Annotated in this window: 20 protein-coding genes; 18 read left to right on the top strand and 2 right to left on the bottom strand. The window is 64.9% G+C overall.

Going from position 1 to position 22309, the window contains the following annotated elements; all coding sequences use genetic code 11:
- The first annotated feature begins 3 nt into the window (after positions 1–3).
- The 5 genes from BMX62_RS01960 (at position 4) to draG (ending at position 4927) form a co-directional block, all read left to right on the top strand.
- Complete coding sequence (locus BMX62_RS01960) at positions 4–687, top strand: hypothetical protein (RefSeq protein WP_090203272.1); 684 nt, start codon at positions 4–6, stop codon at positions 685–687.
- A 49-nt stretch (positions 688–736) separates the two neighbouring features.
- Positions 737–1537: a tRNA pseudouridine(38-40) synthase TruA gene (gene truA, locus BMX62_RS01965; protein WP_090203276.1), complete on the top strand. Its 801-nt coding sequence runs from the start codon at positions 737–739 to the stop codon at positions 1535–1537.
- A 177-nt stretch (positions 1538–1714) separates the two neighbouring features.
- On the top strand, positions 1715–3226 hold the full coding sequence (gene nifB / locus BMX62_RS01970) for a nitrogenase cofactor biosynthesis protein NifB (protein WP_090203279.1): 1512 nt from the start codon (positions 1715–1717) through the stop codon (positions 3224–3226).
- A 102-nt stretch (positions 3227–3328) separates the two neighbouring features.
- Positions 3329–4033 (top strand): nitrogen fixation protein NifQ, encoded by a 705-nt coding sequence (locus BMX62_RS01975; RefSeq protein ID WP_090203284.1) that lies wholly within the window; start codon positions 3329–3331, stop codon positions 4031–4033.
- Complete coding sequence (draG, locus tag BMX62_RS01980; RefSeq protein WP_090203287.1) at positions 4034–4927, top strand: ADP-ribosyl-[dinitrogen reductase] hydrolase; 894 nt, start codon at positions 4034–4036, stop codon at positions 4925–4927.
- Here the strand turns inward: draG and BMX62_RS01985 are convergent.
- Positions 4924–6105 carry a pyridoxal-phosphate-dependent aminotransferase family protein gene (locus BMX62_RS01985; RefSeq protein WP_090203291.1) on the bottom strand — a complete coding sequence of 394 codons (1182 nt, stop codon included), beginning with the start codon at positions 6103–6105 and terminating at the stop codon, positions 4924–4926. The two genes, draG and BMX62_RS01985, sit on opposite strands and share 4 nt — an antisense overlap.
- 167 nt (positions 6106–6272) lie before the next feature.
- Between BMX62_RS01985 and purL the strand changes: the two genes are divergently transcribed.
- Both purL and BMX62_RS02000 read left to right on the top strand, forming a co-directional pair.
- Positions 6273–10163, top strand: a complete 3891-nt coding sequence (purL, locus tag BMX62_RS01995) for a phosphoribosylformylglycinamidine synthase (RefSeq protein WP_090203302.1) — start codon at positions 6273–6275, stop codon at positions 10161–10163.
- Positions 10163–10903, top strand: coding sequence for a glycosyltransferase (locus BMX62_RS02000; RefSeq protein WP_090203306.1), 741 nt, complete (start codon positions 10163–10165; stop codon positions 10901–10903). Before purL ends, BMX62_RS02000 begins: the two co-directional genes overlap by 1 nt.
- A gap of 9 nt (positions 10904–10912) precedes the next feature.
- Here BMX62_RS02000 and BMX62_RS02005 read toward each other — a convergent pair whose 3' ends face one another.
- Positions 10913–11746, bottom strand: coding sequence for an NAD(+)--dinitrogen-reductase ADP-D-ribosyltransferase (locus BMX62_RS02005; protein WP_090203310.1), 834 nt, complete (start codon positions 11744–11746; stop codon positions 10913–10915).
- A 172-nt stretch (positions 11747–11918) separates the two neighbouring features.
- Here BMX62_RS02005 and nifH point away from each other — a divergent pair, with 172 nt between their 5' ends.
- From nifH to nifU, 11 genes are all read left to right on the top strand, one after another.
- Positions 11919–12800 carry a nitrogenase iron protein gene (gene nifH, locus BMX62_RS02010; protein WP_090203314.1) on the top strand — a complete coding sequence of 294 codons (882 nt, stop codon included), beginning with the start codon at positions 11919–11921 and terminating at the stop codon, positions 12798–12800.
- A gap of 132 nt (positions 12801–12932) precedes the next feature.
- Positions 12933–14402, top strand: coding sequence for a nitrogenase molybdenum-iron protein alpha chain (nifD, locus tag BMX62_RS02015; protein ID WP_090203317.1), 1470 nt, complete (start codon positions 12933–12935; stop codon positions 14400–14402).
- A 99-nt stretch (positions 14403–14501) separates the two neighbouring features.
- The gene (gene nifK, locus BMX62_RS02020) at positions 14502–16073 is read left to right on the top strand and encodes a nitrogenase molybdenum-iron protein subunit beta (protein WP_090203320.1); all 1572 of its coding nucleotides are present in this window, start codon (positions 14502–14504) and stop codon (positions 16071–16073) included.
- Between the two features lie 74 nt (positions 16074–16147).
- Positions 16148–16360 carry a putative nitrogen fixation protein NifT gene (nifT, locus tag BMX62_RS02025; protein WP_090203323.1) on the top strand — a complete coding sequence of 71 codons (213 nt, stop codon included), beginning with the start codon at positions 16148–16150 and terminating at the stop codon, positions 16358–16360.
- 53 nt (positions 16361–16413) lie between these two features.
- A complete protein-coding gene (locus BMX62_RS02030; RefSeq protein WP_090203326.1) occupies positions 16414–17133 on the top strand; it encodes a dinitrogenase iron-molybdenum cofactor biosynthesis protein in 720 nt (239 codons plus the stop codon).
- 285 nt (positions 17134–17418) lie between these two features.
- Positions 17419–18831: a nitrogenase iron-molybdenum cofactor biosynthesis protein NifE gene (nifE, locus tag BMX62_RS02035; protein ID WP_090203330.1), complete on the top strand. Its 1413-nt coding sequence runs from the start codon at positions 17419–17421 to the stop codon at positions 18829–18831.
- A 1-nt stretch (position 18832) separates the two neighbouring features.
- Positions 18833–20263 carry a nitrogenase iron-molybdenum cofactor biosynthesis protein NifN gene (nifN, locus tag BMX62_RS02040; RefSeq protein WP_090203333.1) on the top strand — a complete coding sequence of 477 codons (1431 nt, stop codon included), beginning with the start codon at positions 18833–18835 and terminating at the stop codon, positions 20261–20263.
- Complete coding sequence (locus BMX62_RS02045; RefSeq protein ID WP_238375803.1) at positions 20217–20717, top strand: NifB/NifX family molybdenum-iron cluster-binding protein; 501 nt, start codon at positions 20217–20219, stop codon at positions 20715–20717. Before nifN ends, BMX62_RS02045 begins: the two co-directional genes overlap by 47 nt.
- 34 nt (positions 20718–20751) lie before the next feature.
- Entirely contained in the window at positions 20752–21210 is a 459-nt protein-coding gene (locus BMX62_RS02050) for a NifX-associated nitrogen fixation protein (RefSeq protein WP_202906180.1), read from the top strand.
- A gap of 96 nt (positions 21211–21306) precedes the next feature.
- Entirely contained in the window at positions 21307–21597 is a 291-nt protein-coding gene (gene fdxB, locus BMX62_RS02055) for a ferredoxin III, nif-specific (RefSeq protein WP_090203343.1), read from the top strand.
- Positions 21598–21623: 26 nt separating this feature from the next.
- Positions 21624–22307: a Fe-S cluster assembly protein NifU gene (gene nifU / locus BMX62_RS02060; RefSeq protein ID WP_090203347.1), complete on the top strand. Its 684-nt coding sequence runs from the start codon at positions 21624–21626 to the stop codon at positions 22305–22307.
- Positions 22308–22309 lie beyond the last annotated feature (2 nt).

Here is a 22309-nt window from a genome sequence, read left to right on the forward strand (position 1 = left end):
CGGATGCACCCGGCCCTCAAGATTCTGGGAGTGATGCTGTTCATCCTGTGTGTGGCCCAGGCCAACTGGGCGGTGCTGACGGTGGGTGGTTTTCTGGCTGCCGTCGCGCTGGCGGCCACCGGCGCCGGGGGCCTGGAGCAGTTCCTGGCCATGACCCGGCGTCTTAAATGGTTTTTTCTCTCCATCATTTTGATCTTTGGCTGGTTCACTCCCGGTACACCGGTGCTGGAGTGGATGGGGACCTGGTCTCCGGGACGGGAAGGTCTGGTGATGGGCTTGCAGCAGACCCTGGTGCTGGTGCTGGCGGTGGCCGCTGTGGTCTGGTTACTCCATGTCACCACCCGGGAATCCCTGGTCAAGGGGCTGTTGTGGCTCACCCGTCCCCTGGCGCCCTTGGGCCTGCCCAGGGAACGTTTTGCCGTGCGGCTGGTGCTGACCCTGGAGGCACTGCCCCAGGTGCGGATATTGGCCGCCGCTGGCCGTCCGGATACCGTACCCCAAGGCCCCAGGGCACGGCTTCAGGGGCTGGGGCAGCGGGCCACTGGCCTGTTTCGGGAGGTGCTGGTGCAGGCAGACAAGGCACCGCTGGCACCTATTTCCCTGGATCCCTTACCGGCACCGGGACCGGGTCAGTGGCTGTTGCTGTGTCTGATCCTGTTGCCGCTGCTACTGGCTGCCCTGCATTGATGCCGGGAACTGGTATTATCCCGTCTCCCATTCATGCCCCGCGAATTCAATGAACGACACCCCCCGTCGACTGGCAATCGGACTTGAATACGACGGCTCCGGATTCCGGGGCTGGCAGCAGCAAAAAGATGGCCGCACCATTCAGCCTTTGGTGGAACAGGCACTGGCCAAAGTGGCCAATCATCCGGTGCAGGTGACCTGTGCTGGCCGAACCGATGCCGGGGTCCATGCCACCTGCCAGATCGTCCATTTTGATACCACTGCCCAACGTCCGCTCCATGCCTGGCTGCTGGGGGGCAACAGCCATCTCACGCCGGAAATCAGCCTGCAATGGGTCAGGCCCGTGGCGCCGGATTTCCATGCCCGTTTTTCTGCCCGCTGGCGCCGCTATCGTTATATTTTTCTGAATCGTTTGGCCCGTCCCGCGATTCTGCGCAGACGGGTGACCTGGTACTACCGTCCCCTGGCGGCGGAGCCCATGCACGAGGCGGCCCAGCATCTGCTGGGCGAACATGATTTCAGCAGTTTCCGTGCCCTGGGTTGTCAGGCCCGTCATCCCATCCGGGAGGTGCAGTCGGTGTCGGTGACCCGCGATGGGGATTTCATCTATCTGGATATTCGGGCCAATGCCTTTTTGCATCACATGGTGCGCAATATCGCCGGCGCCCTCATGTGCGTGGGTCGGGGCGAGCGACCCAGTGACTGGCTGGCGGAACTGCGGGAAGCCCGGGATCGCAGCCAGGGCGGGGTGACGGCGCCGCCGGACGGTCTGTACCTGGTTCAGGTGGGGTATGACGCACAGTTCGACCTGCACCCGGAGGCGGTCATTCCCCGCTACGGCTTTGTCTAGCCGGTGGTGACTTTCCCGACATTTCCCTGTGGCAAGCCCCACATTCTCCCTGGGTGATCTTTTTTTTATGCATTAAAAACAGATTAATACCTGCCATTAAAGGCTGGGCACAGGTCTTGCATTCCTCCAGGAAAACCAAGCCAATCCCGCTGCGGCGGGCACCCTGGGAGGATTGTGATGGACCCAAAGCCCGACAGAATCATTCAAATCCCCGTCACCGTCCAGGGTGGGTGCGCCAGCACCAGTTCCGGTTGCGGCGACAGCCACGGTCGCAAATCCGGACTGCCCGCCCACATCCAGGCCAAGATTCAGGATCACCCCTGCTACTCGGAAGAGGCCCATCACCACTTTGCCCGCATGCATCTGGCGGTGGCCCCGGCCTGCAACATCCAGTGTCATTACTGCAACCGCAAGTACGACTGCGCCAACGAGTCCCGTCCCGGCGTGGTGTCCGAGGTCCTCAAGCCGGCTCAGGCCATCCACAAGGCCCTGACCGTCGCGGCTTCCATCCCCGAGATGACCGTGGTGGGCATCGCCGGACCCGGTGACGCCCTGGCCAACCCCACCCGCACCTTTGCCACCTTCCGGGGCATCCGGGAGCAGGACCCCGGCATCAAGCTCTGTCTGTCCACCAACGGCCTGTCATTGCCCCAGCATGTGGATGATCTGGTGGCCCTGGGGGTGGATCATGTCACCATCACCATCAACAGCATCGATCCGGAGATCGGCGCCCGCATCCATCCCTGGGTGCTGTGGGAGCGTCGCCGGGTGTTCGGCCTGGAAGGGGCGCGGATTCTGATCAGCCAGCAGCAGAAAGGCCTGGAGATGCTGGTGGAGCGGGGCGTTCTGGTGAAGGTGAACTCGGTGATGATTCCGGGTATCAACGATCACCATCTCAAGGAGGTCTCCCGCAGGGTCAAGGAGAAGGGGGCTTTTTTGCACAATGTCATGCCCCTGATCTCCGACCCGGCCCACGGCACCTATTTCGGTCTCAACGGCCAGCGCGAACCCACCGAGGCGGAACTGTCCGCCCTGCGGGATGCCTGTGAGGGCGACATGAACATGATGCGCCATTGCCGCCAGTGCCGTGCCGACGCCGTGGGCATGCTGGGCGAGGATCGGAGCGAGGCATTCAGCCTGGCGCGCATCGATCAGGATCTGCCGGACTACGAGGCGGTCCGTGAACGCCGGGATCAGGTCCAGGCGGCGATCAGGGAACGCATGGCGGCGCGCAAGCGCCAGGGAGGCACTGTGACTTCAATCCCTTCGGCTGCATCTGCCACACCACCATCCGTCCGCCCGGTGCTGATGGCGGTGGCCACCAAGGGCGGCGGCCTGGTCAATCAGCATTTTGGCTATGCCCGGGAGTTTCTGATTTACAAGGCCACGCCGGACGGGGTCCGGTTCGAGGGGCACCGGCGGGCGGATCTGTACTGCACCGGACCGGAAGCCTGCAATGACCGGGCCCAGGTGCTGGCCAGCACGGTGCGGGCCCTGGAGGACTGCGAGGTGCTGCTCTGTGCCCGCATCGGCATTGAACCCTGGTCGGTACTTGAGGCGGCCGGGATCATGCCCAACGGCGAGCATGCCATGGCCCCCATCGAGGATGCGGTGATGGCCGTGTACCGGGAGATGATGGCCGCCGGGCGCCTGGACATGGCCGCGGAAGAAACCACCCAGTGCGCTTGACACCCTCCCCACGGCTAAAGCCGGGGGCTTCTCGCGCAATTTTGGTGATGCAGTCTGCAGGCCCCGGATGGTCAAGACCACAGGCAACATGAGGACGTAGCCATGCCAGTGAATCCGTCTGCGTTGAATATGGCAGCTTCCCAGGCCGTCATGCCGGTGCCGGTGGGTACCACGCATTGGAAAAAAAGCCCCCATCGCCGGCACCGTGCCGGTCATCCATCCCCGGTCGGTGGTTGCGATGCGGTTGCCGAGGCCGACATGTATAGGGCGGACAGCCTCCACGGCCGGCTGCTTGCCCATGCCAGGGGATTGCCCAATGATGACCTGCTGGCCGCTCTGTTGTCCGCCTGGGTCGGTGGTCGCGGCGTCCTGCCAGCGTACCTGGGGCTATCTGGCAGTGATTATCGGCAGATGCTCGGTCGTCACTTTCCGGGGCTGACCCTCAATCCACCGGCCCTGGAGCCGATGGAAGTGCAGCGCCTGGACGAACGGCGGGATCTCCAGCATTTGCTGCTGTCCCATCGCAGGGGCCGGGACCCCTCCGAGGTCTGGCTGGCCACCATCGTGGCCGCCGCCTGCATGGGGCCGGATCATCTCTGGCAGGATCTTGGGCTGTGCAATCGTGATCACCTCACCCGGCTGATGCGGGACAATTTCCCGGGGCTGGTGGCACTCAATGCCCAGGACATGAAATGGAAAAAATTCCTCTACCGCCAGCTCTGCCTGGCCGAAGACATCCTGATCTGCCGGTCACCGTCCTGTGAGGTCTGTCAGGACTATGCGGTGTGTTTCGGGCCGGAGGTCTGATTGTCGAACGCACCGCTGCAACGGGGACTGGGGGCCTATCTGGGATTGGCCGTGGGGGATGCCCTGGGGGCCACGGTGGAGTTCATGACACCTCGGGAGATACAGGCCGTTCATGGGGTGCATCGGCGCATCATCGGTGGCGGTTGGCTGAACCTCAAGGCCGGCGCCGTCACCGACGACACCACCATGAGCCTGGCCCTGGGCCGGGCGATCCTGACCTCCGGCGACCTGGACGGGGTGGCCATGGCCGAAGCCTTCAGTCAGTGGATGCGGGATCGTCCGGTGGATATCGGCCATACCGTGCGTCGCGGCATCATCCGGTACCGGCGCACCGGTGAGATCGAGACGCCGCTCAACGACAATGACGCGGGCAATGGCGCCTGCATGCGGGTCCTGCCCGTGGTGCTGGCCACCTTGAATCAGCCCCTGGAGACGCTTCACGCCGCCTGTCACCTGCAGGGAAGAATCACCCACCATCACCCCTTGTCGGACGCGGGGACAGCCTGTGTGGCCACCATGGTGCGGATGGCGATTGAGGGACACGGCTGCGGGGATCTGCTTCAGGGGCCGGTGCAGACCCTGGTGACGGCCCATCCGGAGTTCCGGTTCCGGGGCAAGCGGGAGGAAAATCCCAGTGGGTTCATCGTCCACACCCTGCGGGCAGTGTTCCAGGCCCTGTTCGACACGGACAACCTGGAAGACTGTCTGGTGGATGTGGTGAATCGGGGTGGGGATGCAGACACCACCGGGGCCATCGCCGGGATGATCGCCGGTGCCCTGTACGGTGAGGCGTCCATGCCTCAGCCGTGGCGCAATGCCCTGGATGACCGGGTGGCGGACGCTGTCACCACCCAGGCCCAGGCATTGATGGCGGGTACCTTTTTCCCCGCTTAGCCGGCGTATATGCGGGATGCGGCAGGCAGGGCGTGGCCACCCTCGATGGGGGCGTTCATTTCCAGCAGCACCGCTTCCAGGGCATGCAGGCAGAGTTGCACGTTCTTGCGGTTGCAGCCAAAGCCCATCAGGCCGATGCGCCAGATCTTGCCCGCCAGCGGCCCCAGTCCGGCGCCGATTTCCAGGCCGTAGCGCTCCAGCAGCAGACCGCGCACCCGGGCTTCGTCCACGCCGTCGGGCACTTTCACCGCATTGAGCTGGGGCAGGCGGTGGGCCTCGTCCACCAGCAGGTTCAGACCCATGGCCTCCAGACCCGCCTTCAGGGCTTCGTGATGATGCCGGTGCCGTGCCCAGGCATTTTCCAGACCTTCTTCCTGCAACAGCACCAGGGCTTCGTGGAGGGCATAGAGGGCATTGATGGGGGCGGTATGGTGATAGGCCCGCTTGGCATTGGGGCCCCAATAGCCCATCACCAGGTTCAGGTCCATGAACCAGCTCTGTACTGGATGTTTACGGGCCTTGATGCGGGCCACCGCGGCCTCGCTGAAGCTCACCGGTGCCAGGCCCGGGGTGCAGGACAGACATTTCTGGGTACCGGAGTAGATGGCGTCCACGCCCCAGTCGTCCACCCGCAGTTCACAGCCACCCAGGCCGGTGACGGTGTCCACGATCACCAGACAGTCATGGGCATGGGCCACCTGGGTGAGGGTCTTCACATCGGAACAGGCCCCGGTGGAGGTCTCGGCGTGGACAAAGGCCACCAGACGGGCTTCGGGGTGGGCCTTGAGGGTGTCTTCCAGCTGCTGGGGGTCCACCGGACGACCCCAGTCGCATTCCACCACCACCGGGGTGCCGCCGCAGCGTTCCACGTTTTCCTTCATGCGCATGCCGAACACGCCGTTGATGCACACCACCACCGTATCGCCGGGTTCCACCAGGTTGACGAAGCAGGTTTCCATGCCGGCGGAACCGGGGGCGGAGACAGGCAGGGTCAGGGCATTGCAGGTCTGGAAGGCATACTGCAGCAGATCCTTCATCTGATCCATCATGCCGACGAAGGCCGGGTCCAGATGACCGATGATGGGGCGGCTCATGGCGGCCAGTACCCGGGGGTTGATATCGGAGGGGCCGGGGCCCATCAGGGTGCGAACGGGGGGGTGGAAGGACTGGATGGTCATAGGCATGTTCTGTCCGAAGGGGTTGAGTATTATGGTAGGAATTTTGCAAATGGCCCGGAGTATACGAAGCCTGTGCCAGGGGCGGCAAGTCGATGCAACCCCATCCCCGTCCCTGGCCGCTTTGCAGTATCATGGCCCCTTTATGCACCGTAAGTTCGGGGTCATCGATGCTGTGTCTGCCGGGTAGTCCTTCCCTCTCCACCTTCCGCCGTCAACGCCTGTTGGAGGCCCTGCGCCAAGCGGTGCCGTCCATTACCGCCGTCAGCGCCCGTTTCGAGCACTTCGTGCAGACGGAGCGGGAACCCAGTGCCCATGATCGTCAGGTGCTGGAACAGCTGCTGACCTACGGTGGCGGCACCGCCGACCCAGGACGGGGCCGGCTGATCCTGGTGGTCCCCCGCATCGGCACCCTCTCCCCCTGGTCCAGCAAGGCCACCGATATCGCCCGCAATTGCGGCCTGGACGGCGTGGTCAGGCGCATCGAGCGGGGCACCGCCTGGTGGATCGACAGCGACACCCCCCTGGACGTCGAGGCCCTGGCACGCATTCTGCCCCTGCTCCATGACCGCATGACCGAAACCGTCCTCCATGAACGGGACGAGGCGGTGGCCCTGTTCTCCAACGCGGCGCCGGCACCGCTGCGGACGATCCCCCTGGGGGACGACCCCCATGGCGTCCTGGCCCGGGTGAACGGGGAACTGGGCCTGGCCCTGACCCAGGACGAGATCGACTACCTGGCCGATGCCTACGAGGCCCTGGGCCGGGATCCCGCCGACGTGGAACTGATGATGTTTGCCCAGGCCAATTCGGAGCACTGCCGCCACAAGATCTTCAACGCGGACTGGGTGATCGACGGCAAGCCCCAGGAAAAATCCCTGTTTGCCATGATCCGCAACACCCATGCCCATGCCCCTGAAGGCATCCTCTCCGCCTACCGGGACAACGCCTCGGTGATCCAGGGCCACAAGGCCCGACGCCTGACCCCGGACCCGGTGAGCGGCGAATATCGGGATCAACCGCTGGACCTGCCCATCATCATGAAGGTGGAGACCCACAACCACCCCACCGCCATCTCCCCGTTCCCCGGTGCCGCCACCGGTTCCGGCGGCGAGATCCGCGACGAGGGGGCCACGGGCCGAGGCTCCAAGCCCAAGGCGGGACTCACCGGGTTCTCGGTGTCCAATCTGCGCATCCCCGGTTTCCAGCAGCCCTGGGAACAGGACTTCGGCAAGCCCGAGCGCATCGAATCCGCTTGCCGGATCATGCTGGACGGCCCCATCGGCGCCGCCGCCTTCAACAATGAATTCGGCCGTCCCGCCCTAGCGGGCTATTTCCGCACCTACGAGGCCCTGGTGCCCGGCGCGGGAGAACCGGAACTCAAGGGCTATCACAAGCCCATCATGATCGCCGGCGGCGTGGGCAGCATTCGCGCCGAGCACGTGGAGAAGCTGGCCCTGCCGGAAGGCACCCCCGTGGTGGTGCTGGGCGGCCCGGCCATGCTCATCGGTCTGGGCGGGGGTGCTGCCTCCTCCATGGCCAGTGGCGAGAGCGCCCTGGCACTGGATTTCGCCTCCGTGCAGCGGGGCAATCCGGAGATCGAGCGCCGCTGCCAGGAGGTCATCGACCGCTGTACCGCCCTGGGCGCGGATAACCCCATCCTTTCCATCCATGACGTGGGGGCCGGTGGCCTGTCCAATGCCATCCCCGAGATTCTCAATGACGCCGGTCGCGGCGGCAGCATCGAACTGCGCACCGTGCCCTCCGACGAGCCGGGCCTGTCCCCCATGGAGATTTGGTGCAACGAGGCCCAGGAGCGTTACGTCCTGGCCATCGACGCCCGCCGCCTGGAGGCCTTCACCGCCCTGTGCGAGCGGGAGCGGGCGCCCTTTGCCGTGGTGGGTACGGCCACCGCCGAGCGGCGTCTGCTGGTGGGGGATGCCCTGTTTGCCAATCATCCCGTGGACCTGCCCATGGAAGTGCTGCTGGGCAAGCCGCCGAAAATGCTTCGGGACGTGCATCATCGCAGTTTCCAGAAACCGGAGGTGGATACCTCGGTCATGGATCTGGGGGAGGCCGTGCGCCGGGTCCTGCGTCTGCCCGCCGTGGCCTCCAAGTCCTTCCTCATCACCATCGGCGACCGCACCGTGACCGGGCTGGTGGCTCGGGATCAGATGGTCGGCCCCTGGCAGGTGCCGGTGGCGGACGTGGCGGTCACCGCCAGCGATTACTGGTCTTACACCGGCGAAGCCATGGCCATGGGGGAACGGACCCCCATCGCCCTGGTGCATCCCGCCGCTTCCGGCCGCATGGCCATCGGCGAGGCCATCACCAACATGGCCGCGGCGGCGGTGGACCACCTGTCCCTGATCCGCCTCTCCGCCAACTGGATGGCCGCGGCGGGTCATCCGGGGGAGGACGCGGCCCTGTTCGACACCGTCAGGGCCGTGGGCGAGGAGCTGTGCCCCCGCCTGGGCATTGCCATTCCGGTGGGCAAGGACTCCCTGTCCATGCGCACGGTCTGGCAACAGGACGGCGAGGAGCGGGTGATGACCGCGCCCCTGTCCCTGATCATCTCCGCCTTTGCCCCGGTGAGCGATGTGCGCAACACCCTCACGCCGGCGCTGGTCACCGACCAGGGGGATACCGACCTGATCCTCATCGATCTGGGCAAGGGCCAGCGCCGTCTGGCCGGTTCCGCCCTGGCTCAGGTGTTCGGCCAGGTGGGGCATCATGCCCCGGATCTGGATGATCCGGACATGCTCAAGCGCTTCTTCGCCGCGATTCAGGAACTGAGTCGGGAGGGTGATCTGCTGGCCTATCACGACCGCTCCGACGGCGGGCTGCTGGCCACCCTGTGCGAGATGGCCTTTGCTGGCCGCACCGGCGTCACCGTCCATCTGGATGACCTGGGCGAGGATGACCACGCCGCCCTGTTCTGCGAGGAGCTGGGTGCGGTGATACAGGTGCATCATGATGCCGTGGAAGACGTGCTGGCGGTACTCCAGAGGGCCGGTCTGGGCCATCACAGCCATGTCATCGGCACCCTCAACGACGATCAGGCCATCGTCCTGCGCCGGGGTCATCACACCCTGTTCCAGGCCCCCCGCAGCGCGCTGTACCAGTGCTGGGCCGAAACCAGTTACCGCATGCAGGCCCTGCGGGATGATCCCGACTGCGCCCGGGAGGCCTTCGAGGCGCTGGCCGACGACGATGACCCCGGCCTGTCCCCGGTGCTGGGCTTTGACCCGTCCGAGGATCCGGCCCTGCCCTTCATCCAGACCGGCACCCGTCCCCGGGTGGCGATCCTGCGGGAGCAGGGGGTGAACGGTCAGGTGGAGATGGCCGCAGCCTTCCACCTGTCCGGCTTTGCCGCCGTGGACGTGCACATGACCGACCTCATCGAGGGTCGGGTGGATCTGGCGGACTTCCGCGGCCTGGTAGCCTGCGGCGGTTTCTCTTACGGCGACGTGCTGGGCGCCGGTGGCGGCTGGGCCCGTTCCATCCTGTTCAACCCCCGCCTGCGGGAGGTCTTCCAGACCTTCTTCCACCGGCCGGACACCTTCTCCCTGGGGGTGTGCAACGGCTGCCAGATGCTGTCCCAGCTCAAGGATTTGATTCCCGGTGCCGGACATTGGCCCCGTTTTGAGCGCAACCGCTCGGAGCAGTTCGAGGCCCGCCTGTCCCTGGTGGAAGTGATGCCCAGCCCCTCGGTGCTGCTCAGGGGCATGGAAGGCTCCCGGCTGCCCATCGCCGTGGCCCATGGCGAGGGCAGGGCGGATTTTGGCGGCGACCTGGCTGAAGCGGTGATGGACTCGGGGCTGGTGTCCCTGCGCTATGTGGACAATCGGGGCGAGCCGGCCCGGCGCTATCCGGCCAACCCCAACGGTTCTCCCCTGGGCATCACCGGGCTGACCACGGAGGATGGCCGGGTGACCATCATGATGCCCCACCCGGAGCGGGTGTTCCGCACCGTGCAGTATTCCTGGCATCCCCGTGACTGGGCCGAGGACGGCCCGTGGTTGCGGATGTTCAGAAATGCCCGGGTCTGGGTGGGCTGATGCCAAAAGCCACCCCCCAGGTTTCCCTCGTCATTCCCGCCTGGAACGAGGCCGAGCTGCTGGGGCGCACCCTGGACAACCTCCGGCAGGCCTGTGACGGCCTGTCGGCGTCGTATGAAATCATCGTCGTCGACAACGATTCCGACGACGACACCCCTGACATCGCCCGGGCGGCGGGCGCCGTCGTGGTGCATGAGCCGGTGCGCCGTATCGCCCGCGCCCGCAATGCGGGGGCCAAAGTGGCGCGGGGGCACTGGCTGATCTTCGTGGATGCCGATACCTGGCCGTCCCGGGCGCTGCTGCGGGCCAGCCTGGACGCCCTGGCCTCGGGGGAGGTCTGCGCCGGGGGTGCCCGGCTGGAGTTCGACCACCTGGAGTACGGGTTCTATCGTCTGGGGAGCCGGTTCTGGAACGGGCTGTCCCTGAGACTGGGGCTGGTGGCCGGGTGTTATGTCTTCTGTACCCGGGAGGCCTTCCAGGCCGTGGGCGGCTTCAGTGAAAAGGTCTATGCGGGGGAGGAGGTGTTCCTGTCCCGCCGCCTCAAGGGCTGGGGGCGGCGCCGCGGGCAGCGGTTTTACGTGTTGCCGGAACCGACGGTGCGGACCTCGGGGCGCAAGGCCCAGTGGTTTTCTCCCTGGCAGCATTTTCTGGTGACGGCGACGGTGCTGCTGGTGCCCTTTGCCCTGCGCTCCCGCCGCCTCACCTGGTTCTGGTACCGCAGGCCGACACAAAAGCCCTGAGGGGCTTTGCTACATCAGGCTCACCTTCACCCGATACACCCCGCCGATCACCAGGTGCTCTCCCTCGCCCTGCAGTACCCCCGGCAACAGGTCCTGGAAGCAGCAGACCTTGGCCGTCGGCACCTTCACCGTCAGGATGTAGTCCCCGAACTCGTCCGCCCGTTCCCGCACCGCGCTGAAGGCATTCACGTTATTCAACAGCACCAGGGCCTGGCCACCGGGCAGACGGGCCAGCACCTCGTGGTCTGCCAGCCGGTTCACGCCCCGGTACAGGGTGAGATGGGTGCGCTCGGGTGCTCGCCGCCGCAGCTCGTACTGGGTATAGGAGTACAGCAGGTCCAGCTGTGATTCCAGGGCGTTGGTGTTGTAGACCCCGCCCGCCCGTTCCTGCATGAACCGCCCATAGGCCAGTGACTCCGCATCCGGCAGGGGTTCCCGGTGAAAACGGGTGATCAGTCCGAAACGGGATTCCACCCAGCCTTTGAGCACTGCCGCCTCCCGGCCGTCCGGGTTGAACCACCAGCCCCGGAGGGTGCGCAGGTAGTCCGCCCGCTCCCGTCCGCCGGTTTCCCCCTCCGCCAGCCCGCAGGCCGCCGGATCATCCAGGCAGAAATGACCGCGCATGTAGGCCATGAAGTCATGGATGCGGACCGCCGGCTCCTCCAGCCCGTCCAGATGACGCCACAAATCCCCGTGCAGTGCCCGCACCCCGTCCAGCTCCAGCGGGGCGGGGTGGTCCTGAAAGGTGAGACTGCCCAGGATCACCGCGGGCAGATTGCAGCGATTGATGGGCAGGCGGGCCGTGGCGGGCAGGGAAGGGGGGGGCGGGGTGTCGTTATCCATACAGAACCAGGGTCTTTGTCGTGTATCTCACGTCCGGTGTCGGACGTTATGATGATTTTTTTGTTTTATTAAACAGTAATTTATGTATTTATTTTCGATCTGGCACAAGGATTGCTAAATACAGATTGCACACACACCCCATCGCAACAGTCAGGCAGAGGAGAACAAAGCCATGGCCCTTCGTCAATGTGCAATCTACGGTAAAGGTGGTATCGGCAAGTCCACCACCACCCAGAACCTGGTGGCGGCCCTGGCCGAGGCCGGCAAGAAGATCATGATCGTCGGCTGCGACCCCAAGGCCGACTCCACCCGTCTGATCCTGCACGCCAAGGCCCAGGAAACCATCATGCAGATGGCCGCCGATGCCGGCAGCGTGGAAGACCTGGAACTGGAAGACGTGCTCAAGACCGGTTATGCCGGCATCAAGTGCGTCGAGTCCGGCGGTCCCGAGCCGGGCGTGGGTTGCGCCGGTCGCGGCGTCATCACCGCCATCAACTTCCTGGAAGAGGAAGGCGCCTATGAGGAAGACCTGGACTTCGTCTTCTACGACGTGCTCGGCGACGTGGTCTGCGGTGGTTTCGCCATGCCCATCCGCGAAAACAAGGCCCAGGAGATCTACATCGTGGTCTCCGGCGAGATGATGGCCATGTTCGCGGCCAACAACATCGCCAAGGGCATCGTGAAGTATGCCAGCTCCGGCAGCGTCCGTCTGGCCGGCCTGATCTGCAACAGCCGCAACACCGACCGCGAAGACGAGCTGATCATCGCCCTGGCCGAAAAGCTGGGCACCCAGATGATCCACTTCGTGCCCCGGGACAACGTGGTGCAGCGGGCCGAAATCCGCCGCATGACCGTGATCGAGTACGACCCCAAGGCCAAGCAGGCCGACGAATACCGGGCCCTGGCCCGCAAGGTCATCGACAACAAGCTGTTCGTGGTCCCCACCCCCTGCACCATGGATGAACTGGAAGACCTGCTGATGGAGTTCGGCATCCTCGACGCGGAAGACGAGAGCATCGTCGGCAAGACCGCGGAAGAAGAAGCCACCGCATAAGGGGCTGGGCCGGAAGGGAGGTGCCCCGAGGGGGCCTTCCGCTGGCAGGCGCGCCGCGACGCGGCGTGTTCATGAGCATTCCACCTGGCGCGTGTCCACGGATAAGTGGCGGCGCAAGAGGAGCAAATCGCAATGTGCGCAATGAAACGCGAAGAAGCCGAGGCCCTGATCCAGGAAGTCCTCGAGGTCTATCCGGAGAAGGCCCGGAAGGACCGTGCCAAGCACCTGGCCGTCAGTGACCCCAATGTGGAACAGGCCAAGAAGTGCATCGTCTCCAACCGCAAGTCGGTGCCCGGGGTGATGACCATCCGCGGTTGTGCCTACGCCGGTTCCAAGGGCGTGGTCTGGGGCCCCATCAAGGACATGGTCCATATTTCCCACGGCCCCGTCGGCTGCGGCCAGTATTCCCGCGCCGGTCGCCGCAACTACTACACCGGCCACACCGGCATCAACGCTTTTGGCACCATGAACTTCACCTCGGACTTCCAGGAGAAGGACATCGTCTTCGGCGGCGACAAGAAGTTGGAAAAGCTCATCGACGAGATCCAGACCCTGTTTCCCCTGCACAAGGGCATCAGCATCCAGTCCGAGTGTCCGGTGGGCCTGATCGGTGACGACATCGAGTCCGTCTCCAAGAAGAAGGCCAAGGAACTGGACAAGCCGGTGGTGCCGCTGCGCTGCGAGGGTTTCCGTGGCGTGTCCCAGTCCCTGGGTCACCACATCGCCAACGATGCCATCCGCGACTGGGTGCTGCCCAACCGCGATGACGATGCCAGCTTCGAATCCACCCCCTACGACGTGGCCCTGACCGGCGACTACAACATCGGCGGCGACGCCTGGGCCTCCCGCATCCTGCTGGAGGAAATGGGGCTGCGGGTGGTGGCCCAGTGGTCCGGCGACGGCACCATTTCCGAGCTGGAACTGGCCCCCAAGGCCAAGGTGAACCTGCTGCACTGCTATCGCTCCATGAACTACCTGGCCCGCCACATGGAAGAGAAGTACGGCATCCCGTGGATGGAATACAACTTCTTCGGTCCCACCAAGATCGCCGAGAGCCTGCGCAAGATTGCCGCGCTGTTCGACGAGAAGATCCAGGAAGGGGCGGAACGGGTGATTGCCAGGTACACCCCCGAGATGAACGCCATCATCGAGAAGTACCGCCCGCGCCTGGAAGGCAAGAAGGTGATGCTCTACGTGGGTGGCCTGCGCCCCCGTCACGTGGTGGGCGCCTACGAGGACCTGGGCATGGAAGTGGTGGGTGCCGGTTACGAGTTCGCCCACAACGACGACTACGACCGCACCATCAAGGACCTGGGTGAAGGCACCCTGCTGTACGACGATGTCACCGGCTACGAGCTGGAGGAATTCGTCAAGCGGGTACGGCCCGACCTGGTGGGCTCCGGGATCAAGGAGAAATACATCTTCCAGAAGATGGGCATTCCCTTCCGGCAGATGCACTCCTGGGATTACTCCGGTCCCTACCACGGCTATGACGGCTTTGCCATCTTCGCCCGGGACATGGACATGACCCTGAACAATCCCTGCTGGGACAAGCTCCAGGCCCCGTGGAAGAAGGCCGCGGAGGCGACCAAGGCCGCCTGAACCTGACCGTGGCGCCGCCGCAACCGGCGTCACGGCCACCGACAGATGTCATTCCAGACCGTTCGTCCACAGATTGGTGGCGCGGCAGGAGAAATCACCATGAGCCAGAACGCAGACAACATCAAGCCCTGCTACCCCCTGTTCCAGAGCGAGGAGTATCAGGAAGTCCTGGCCCGCAAGCGGGCCGTCGCCGAGGAGGCCCACAGCCCCGAAAAGGTGCAGGAAGTCTTTCAGTGGACCACCACGGAAGAGTACAAGGAACTGAACTTCCAGCGCGAGGCCCTGACCGTGGACCCGGCCAAGGCCTGCCAGCCCCTGGGTTCGGTGCTGTGCTCCCTGGGTTTCGAGAACACCCTGCCTTACGTGCACGGTTCCCAGGGTTGCGTGGCCTATTTCCGCACCTACCTGAACCGGCACTTCCGCGAGCCCGTCGCCTGTGTCTCCGATTCCATGACCGAAGATGCCGCCGTGTTCGGCGGGCAGAAGAACATCATGGAAGGACTGCAGAACGCCAAGGCCCTGTACAAGCCGGCCATGATCTCCATCTCCACCACCTGCATGGCCGAGGTCATCGGTGACGACCTCAACGCCTTCATCGGCAACGCCCGCAAGGAAGGCTACATCCCCGAGGACTTCCCCACGCCCTATGCCCACACGCCGTCCTTCGTGGGCAGCCATACCACCGGCTGGGACAACATGTTCGAGGGCACCATCCGTTACTTCACCGTCAACGACATGGAAGGCAAGGCGCCCGGCAAGAACGGCAAGCTCAACCTGGTGCCGGGTTTCGAGACTTACCTGGGCAACTACCGGGTGATGAAGCGCATGATGAAGGAAATGGGCGTGGATGCCACCCTGCTGTGCGACCCGGAAGAGGTGCTGGATACCCCGGCCGACGGTGAGTACCGCATGTATGCCGGCGGCACCACCCAGGAAGCGCTCAAGGATGCCCCCAATGCCCGGGACACTATCCTGCTGCAGCCCTGGCAACTGGAAAAGACCAAGAAGTTCGTGCAGGGCACCTGGAACCATGAAGTGCCCAAGCTGAACATTCCCATGGGTGTGGAGTGGACCGACGAGTTCCTGATGAAGGTCTCGGAGATCACCGGCCAGCCGATCCCCGCCTCCCTGGAAAAGGAACGGGGCCGCCTGGTGGACATGATCACCGACTCCCACACCTGGCTGCATGGCAAGACCTACGCCCTGTACGGGGACGCGGACTTCGTCATGGGCATGGCCAAGTTCCTGATGGAACTGGGCGCCGAGCCCAGGCACATCCTGGTGCACCATGCCAACAAGCGCTGGAAGAAGGCGATGGAGAAGGTTCTCTCCGAGAGTCCCTACGGCGCCCGCAGCGAAGTGCACGTCAATCGGGACCTGTGGCACCTGCGTTCCCTGGTGTTCACCGACAAGCCGGACTTTTTGATCGGCAACTCCTACGGCAAGTTCATCCAGCGCGACACCCTGGCCAAGGGCAAGGAGTTCGAGGTACCGCTGGTGCGGATCGGTTTCCCCATCTTCGACCGCCACCACCTGCACCGCATGACCACCCTGGGCTATGAGGGCGGCATGTACATCCTCACCACCCTGGTGAACGCGGTACTGGAGCGTCTGGACGAAGAGACCAGCATCATGGGCGAGACGGACTACAACTACGATCTGGTTCGCTGATCCACCCGCGGCCCCACTCCAACCCCTCTCCCCCCTGGGGGAGAGGGGCTCACTTCGCCGGAGAGCACATCATCATGCCCAGCGTCATGATCAACAAGACCGAAGCCGGGGGCCTGACCCTCTACGTCCCCAAGAAGGATCTGGAGGAGATGATCGTCTCCATGGAACACGAAGGCCCCGACCGCTGGGGCGGGGAACTGACCCTGGCGGATGGTTCCCGCTACTACCTGGAGCCCATGGACGCGGCGCCCCGGCTGCCCATCACCCTGCGCGTCAAGCGCCTTTGATAGTGAACCGGGCCAATGAATGCGCCAGATACCGACATCAGCAGGAGATCCTCATGTCACCCGACATCCTCAACCGTGAATGCGCCCTGCGCATCGCTCTGGCGAGCCGGGTCCTGCCCGGGGTGCAGCTGCCGCGCCTGATCGAGGCCATCATCGAGACGGTGGATGCCCCCATCCGGGAGGACGGCCTGGCCCGGCTCACCGTGGCGGATCTGCGCCAGGCCCTCAAGCGTCCCAAGTCGGAATCGGGGGAGGAGGGCGGCCCCGGCGACGAGGCCCTGGAAATGGCCGTCCGCTATCTCGGTGGGGAACGGGACGTGGAGCCCGGATTGCCCGCCATCCAGGACTACGTGCCCGGTGACATGCCGGATTCCGTGCGCATCGCCATGGCCTCCAATACCGGGGAAAAGCTGGACGGACATTTCGGTTCCTGCCTGCGATTCCTGGTCTACCAGGTATCCGCCACTGAATCCCGTCTGGTGGACATCCGCGAGACGGAAACCGCCGACCTGACCGACGACCGCAACGCCGCCCGCGCCGCCATGGTGAATGACTGCCAGGTGCTGTATGTCCAGGGCATTGGTGGTCCCGCCGCCGCCAAGGTGATCCGCGCCGGTGTCCATCCGGTGAAGTTTCCCCGGGGCAGCGTGGCCTCGGCGGTCATCACCCAGTTGCAGGGTGTCCTCAAGGGCGCGCCCCCGCCCTGGCTGGCCAAATCCATGGGGCGCCAGCCACCGACGCTGGAGAAATTCCGTGCCGGGGTGGAAGCCTGAATGAATCGCCCTTCTTCCTCTGTAGGAGAAGGGCGATGGCTTTGTTTCCCGCAAGGGGAGAGGGGCTTTGTCTCCCTTCTCCCCTTGCGGGAGAAGGGCCGGGGATGAGGGGGGAGCCCATCCTCCGCAATGACACCCTTGCTCCAATCCTCCCGCCATTGTCACATTCGCAACAATCCCTCCGTTCCAGAAAGTCTTAAATAAACAATGGCTTGACGCCATCATGCAGCATGGCCCGCTCCTTGCACTTCATGACTTCAACAACGCGCCAAACGCGGAGGTTCCATGAAGGCACAGGACATCAAGGCACTGCTGGACGAACCGGCCTGTGCCCACAACACCCACAAGCCCAAGGGCGGCTGCACCCGGCCCAAGCCCGGCGCCACCGCCGGCGGCTGCGCCTTCGACGGCGCCCAGATCGCCCTGCTGCCGGTGGCCGACGTGGCTCATATCGTCCACGGCCCCATCGCCTGCGCCGGCAACACCTGGGACAACCGGGGTACCCGCTCCTCCGGCGGGCCGGACCTGTTCCGTCTGGGCATGACCACCGACCTCACCGAACAGGACGTGATCATGGGCCGCTCCGAAAAGCGCCTGTTCCACGCCATCCGCCAGGCGGTGGAGGCCCACCGGCCCCCGGCGGTGTTCGTCTACAACACCTGCGTCACCGCCCTCATCGGCGATGACGTGGACGCCGTCTGCAAGGCCGCCCAGGAACGCTTCGGAGTACCGGTGGTGCACGTGGATGCCGCCGGTTTCTACGGCTCCAAGAACCTGGGCAATCGCATCGCCGGCGAGACCATGGTGAAGAAGGTGGTGGGTACCCGGGAGCCGGACCCCATCCCGGCGTCCGCGACACGCCCCGGCATCCGGGTCCATCAGGTCAACCTCATCGCCGAATACAACATCGCCGGTGAGTTCTGGCACGTGCTGCCCCTGTTCGACGAGCTGGGCCTGCGCATCCTCTGCACCCTGTCCGGGGACGCCCGCTTCCACCAGATCCAGTCCATGCACCGCGGCCAGGCCAACATGCTGGTCTGCTCCAAGGCCATGATCAACGTGGCCAGAAAGCTGGAGGAGCGCTACGGCACTCCCTGGTTCGAGGGCAGCTTCTACGGCGTGCAGGACATGTCCCAGGCCCTGCGGGATTTTGCCAGACTGATCGATGATCCGGATCTGACCCGGCGCACCGAGGACCTCATCGCCCGGGAAGAATCCCGCATTCATGCCGCCCTGGAACCCTGGCGGGACCGCCTGCGGGGCAAGCGGGTGCTGCTCTACACCGGTGGCGTCAAGTCCTGGTCGGTGGTATCCGCCCTGCAGGATCTGGGCATGACCGTGGTGGCCACCGGCACCCGCAAGTCCACGGATGCCGACAAGGCCCGCATCCGCCAGCTGATGGGGGAGGACGCGGTCATGATCGAGGACGGCAGTCCCGCCAACCTGCTGCGCATCTATGAAGAAACCCGGGCCGACATGCTCATCGCCGGCGGCCGCAACCTCTATACCGCCCTCAAGGCCCGCATGCCCTTCCTGGACATCAACCAGGAACGGGAACACGCCTACGCCGGCTACGAGGGGATGCTGGAACTGGCCCGTCAGCTGGCCATCACCCTGGAAAGCCCCATCTGGCCCCGGGTCCGCGAACCCGCCCCCTGGGATGCCGACGGCATGCCCGCCACCTCGGAGGTCCGCTGATATGCCTGAAATCCTCAAGCGCAACAAGGCCCTGTCCGTCAGCCCCCTCAAGGCCAGCCAGCCCCTGGGGGGTGCCCTGGCGTTCCTGGGCATGGATCGGACCATGCCCATGTTCCATGGCGCCCAGGGCTGTACCGCCTTTGCCAAGGTGTTTCTGGTGCGCCACTTCCGGGAACCCATCCCCCTGCAGACCACCGCCATGGATCAGGTCAGCGCGGTCATGGGCGCCGACGAGGCCCTGGTGGAGGGTCTGGCCACCATTTGCAACAAGTCCGCGCCGGCCCTGATCGGCATCGTCACCACCGGACTGTCGGAAACGGAAGGGGCCGACATCCATCGGGTGGTGCGGGAGTTCCGGATGCAGCATCCCGAGTTTGCCCAGGTGGCGGTGGTGCCGGTGAACACCCCGGACTATTGCGGCTCGGCGGAGACCGGCTTTGCCCTGGCGGTGACCGCCCTCATCGACACCCTGGTGCCCGAGGCGAAGGTGGCCGGGACGGTCCCCGGCAGTCGGCCCCGGCAGCTCAACGTGCTGGTGGGGTCAAGCCTGACCCCGGGCGATGTGGACCATCTCAAGGAGATCATCGAGGCGTTCGACCTGGAACCGGTGGTCCTGCCGGATCTGTCCGCCTCCCTGGACGGTCATCTGGACGAGGCCCGTCTGTCCGCCCTGACCACCGGCGGCACGCCCCTGTCCGCCCTGGCCACGCTGGGGAATGCCCAGGCCACCCTGGTGGTGGGCGCCTCCATGGCGACGGCGGCGGACCTGCTCAAGGCCCGCACCGGCGTGCCGGATCTGCGTTTTGACGGCCTGATGGGCATGGATGCCACGGATGAACTGCTGCTGACCCTGTCCCGGCTCAGCGGCCGGCCGGTGCCGGTCCGGCTGCGCCGCCAGCGCGCCCGTCTGCAGGACGCCATGCTCGACACCCATTTCATGATGGGACTGGCACCCATTGCCGTGGCCGGCGAGGCGGACCTGCTGGCGGGGTTTTCGGCCCTGCTGCGGGAAGTGGGCAGCGAGGTGGTGGCCGCCGCCGTGCCCGTCAAGGCGCCGGTACTGGATCGCCTTTCAGTACGCACCATCAAGATCGGCGACCTGGAAGACCTGGAGGCCATGGCCCGGGAGCAGGGCGCGGAACTGCTCATTGCCAATGCCCATGGGGTGGCCTCGGCCCAGCGGCTGGGTATCCCCCTGCTGCGGGCCGGGTTCCCCCAGTACGACTGGCTGGGTGGCTTCCAGCGGACCTGGATCGGTTATGGGGGTGCCCAGCAGGCCCTGTTCGATCTGGCCAACCTGCGGGTGGCGTCCCACCACGGCGTGACCCCCTACCGCTCCATCTACGACCGTTCCCCCGACACCGACCTTCCGGAGGGTCCTCGCCATGGGACTTCAGCGTCGCCTGCGGGTGGTTACGCCGCCTGTCACTGAGACCGCCGTCATGTCATCGCCAGCCCCGGTTCTGATCGCCTTTGCCAGTACGGACCTCAAGCGGGTGGACCAGCATTTCGGGTCCGCCCAGTGCCTGGCCATCTACCGCCTGGAAGGCGAGGGCAGTGCACTGGTGGAGGCCGTGCAGTTCGGCATGCAGGCCCGGGACGGCCATGAGGACAAGCTGATGGCCAAGTTCGATGCCCTGCAAGGCTGTGCCGCCGTGTATTGCGAAGCGGCGGGTGCCTCGGCGGTGAAGCAACTCCTGGCCCTGGGGGTGCAACCCCTGAAGGTGGCCCACGGGACCCCCATCGGTCCGCTGCTGGGCGAGCTTCAGGACGTGATTCGGAACGGTTGTCCGCCGCCCTGGCTGGCCAAGGCCATGCAGCAGGGACGTTCGGACCCGGACCGGTTTGACGCCATGGCCGCCGAGCCATGGCAAGAAGAAGCCTGATCCATCCAACTGTGGACATTTGGGGAAGACATCCATGAGCAACACCACCGCTGATCCCATTCTGGAAACCGATTTCATGAAGGAGATGGTCCGCCAGATGCGGGCCCTGGACACCTTCGGAACCCGGGATGGGCAATCCGACGAAGCGCTGCTGTCCCAATTCGTCATCACCCCGGAAAAGCGCAAGGAGATCCCCCTGGTCGCCGACATGGACCAGGCCACCCTGGCACGGGTGAATGTGTTCTACAACGCCGTCGCGGTGCTGATCGAGAAGGAATGCGGCCGCATGGCCACGGTCATGCTCAGCCTGAACGGGGAGGGTTTTGGCCGCGTGATCATCTCCGTGGGCAAGCTGCTGGTGGTGGACAAGACCCTGCGTGACGTCCATCGCTTCGGTTTCGACAGCCTGTCGAAGATGAAGACCGAGGCGGACAAGCTCCTGTCGGTGGCCCTGAACATCGTCGGCGATCACCCGGACGTGGCGGGGATGTAGGCCATTCTCTCCCCAGGGAAGAGGATGCAAGCCCTCTCCCTTGGGGAGAGGGCGATAAAAAACATATAAAAAATACATAGAGAAGAGGCGACACCCATGACCCACATCACCGGCCTCACCCGGGGCGGGACCCCCTGGATACCGGCCTTCATCACCGAACTCAAGGAAGAAAACTGCATCGGCTGCGGCCGCTGCTACAAGGTCTGCACCCGCAACTGCTTTGAACTGGCGGAACGGGAAATCGACGATGACGACGACGATTTCGATGACGATGCCTCCATGGTCATGCGCCTGCTGGACGCCATGGACTGCATCGGCTGCCAGGCTTGCGCCAAGGTCTGTCCCAAGAACTGCCATACCCATGCCCCCGCCGCCCTGGCGAGCTAAACCCTAAATCCCGGAGGACAGAAGCCATGTGGGACTATTCCGAAAAGGTCAAAGAGCACTTCTTCAACCCCCGCAACGCCGGCGCGGTCGAAGGGGCCAATGCCATCGGCGAGGTGGGTTCCCTGTCCTGTGGGGATGCCCTTCGCCTCACCCTGAAGGTGGACCCTGAGACCCAGGTGATCCTGGATGCCGGTTTCCAGACCTTCGGCTGCGGTTCCGCCATCGCCTCCAGCTCCGCCCTGACCGAACTCATCAAGGGCATGACCCTGGACGAGGCCCTGGAAGTGACCAACGAGGACATCGCCGACTTCCTGGACGGCCTGCCGCCGGAGAAGATGCACTGCTCCGTCATGGGACGGGAGGCCCTGGAAGCGGCCATCGCCCACTATCGCGGCGAGGTCTGGACGGATGACCACGAAGAAGGTGCCCTGGTCTGCAAGTGCTTTGCCGTGGATGCCGTCAAGGTGGAGCAGACCATCCGCGACAACGGCCTGCGCACGGTCCAGGACGTGACCTTCTACACCAAGGCCGGCGGCGGTTGCAGTGCCTGCCACGAAGGCATTGAGGAGATCCTGGTGCGGGTGCTGGCAGAACGGGGCGAGGCCTTCGACCCGGAAAACCATGTCACCGCCCAGCCCGAGGCCCGCCGCGGCAACACGGTTCGCATCATGCCCAGGATGTCGGTGCGGGCCATGGCGATGGAGGAATGATC

The sequence above is a fragment of the Ectothiorhodospira magna genome (genome assembly GCF_900110965.1).
Lineage (GTDB): Bacteria > Pseudomonadota > Gammaproteobacteria > Ectothiorhodospirales > Ectothiorhodospiraceae > Ectothiorhodospira > Ectothiorhodospira magna.

Bases quoted from the DNA above. Each gene is read 5' to 3' on its own strand.
- BMX62_RS01960 (WP_090203272.1), top strand. From the start codon at position 4: ATGCACCCGGCCCTCAAGATTCTGGGAGTGATGCTGTTCATCCTGTGT.
- truA (WP_090203276.1), top strand. From the start codon at position 737: ATGAACGACACCCCCCGTCGACTGGCAATCGGACTTGAATACGACGGC.
- nifB (WP_090203279.1), top strand. From the start codon at position 1,715: ATGGACCCAAAGCCCGACAGAATCATTCAAATCCCCGTCACCGTCCAG.
- BMX62_RS01975 (WP_090203284.1), top strand. From the start codon at position 3,329: ATGCCAGTGAATCCGTCTGCGTTGAATATGGCAGCTTCCCAGGCCGTC.
- BMX62_RS01985 (WP_090203291.1), bottom strand. From the start codon at position 6,105: ATGACCATCCAGTCCTTCCACCCCCCCGTTCGCACCCTGATGGGCCCC.
- purL (WP_090203302.1), top strand. From the start codon at position 6,273: ATGCTGTGTCTGCCGGGTAGTCCTTCCCTCTCCACCTTCCGCCGTCAA.
- BMX62_RS02000 (WP_090203306.1), top strand. From the start codon at position 10,163: ATGCCAAAAGCCACCCCCCAGGTTTCCCTCGTCATTCCCGCCTGGAAC.
- BMX62_RS02005 (WP_090203310.1), bottom strand. From the start codon at position 11,746: ATGGATAACGACACCCCGCCCCCCCCTTCCCTGCCCGCCACGGCCCGC.
- nifH (WP_090203314.1), top strand. From the start codon at position 11,919: ATGGCCCTTCGTCAATGTGCAATCTACGGTAAAGGTGGTATCGGCAAG.
- nifD (WP_090203317.1), top strand. From the start codon at position 12,933: ATGTGCGCAATGAAACGCGAAGAAGCCGAGGCCCTGATCCAGGAAGTC.
- nifK (WP_090203320.1), top strand. From the start codon at position 14,502: ATGAGCCAGAACGCAGACAACATCAAGCCCTGCTACCCCCTGTTCCAG.
- nifT (WP_090203323.1), top strand. From the start codon at position 16,148: ATGCCCAGCGTCATGATCAACAAGACCGAAGCCGGGGGCCTGACCCTC.
- BMX62_RS02030 (WP_090203326.1), top strand. From the start codon at position 16,414: ATGTCACCCGACATCCTCAACCGTGAATGCGCCCTGCGCATCGCTCTG.
- nifE (WP_090203330.1), top strand. From the start codon at position 17,419: ATGAAGGCACAGGACATCAAGGCACTGCTGGACGAACCGGCCTGTGCC.
- nifN (WP_090203333.1), top strand. From the start codon at position 18,833: ATGCCTGAAATCCTCAAGCGCAACAAGGCCCTGTCCGTCAGCCCCCTC.
- BMX62_RS02045 (WP_238375803.1), top strand. From the start codon at position 20,217: ATGGGACTTCAGCGTCGCCTGCGGGTGGTTACGCCGCCTGTCACTGAG.
- BMX62_RS02050 (WP_202906180.1), top strand. From the start codon at position 20,752: ATGAGCAACACCACCGCTGATCCCATTCTGGAAACCGATTTCATGAAG.
- fdxB (WP_090203343.1), top strand. From the start codon at position 21,307: ATGACCCACATCACCGGCCTCACCCGGGGCGGGACCCCCTGGATACCG.
- nifU (WP_090203347.1), top strand. From the start codon at position 21,624: ATGTGGGACTATTCCGAAAAGGTCAAAGAGCACTTCTTCAACCCCCGC.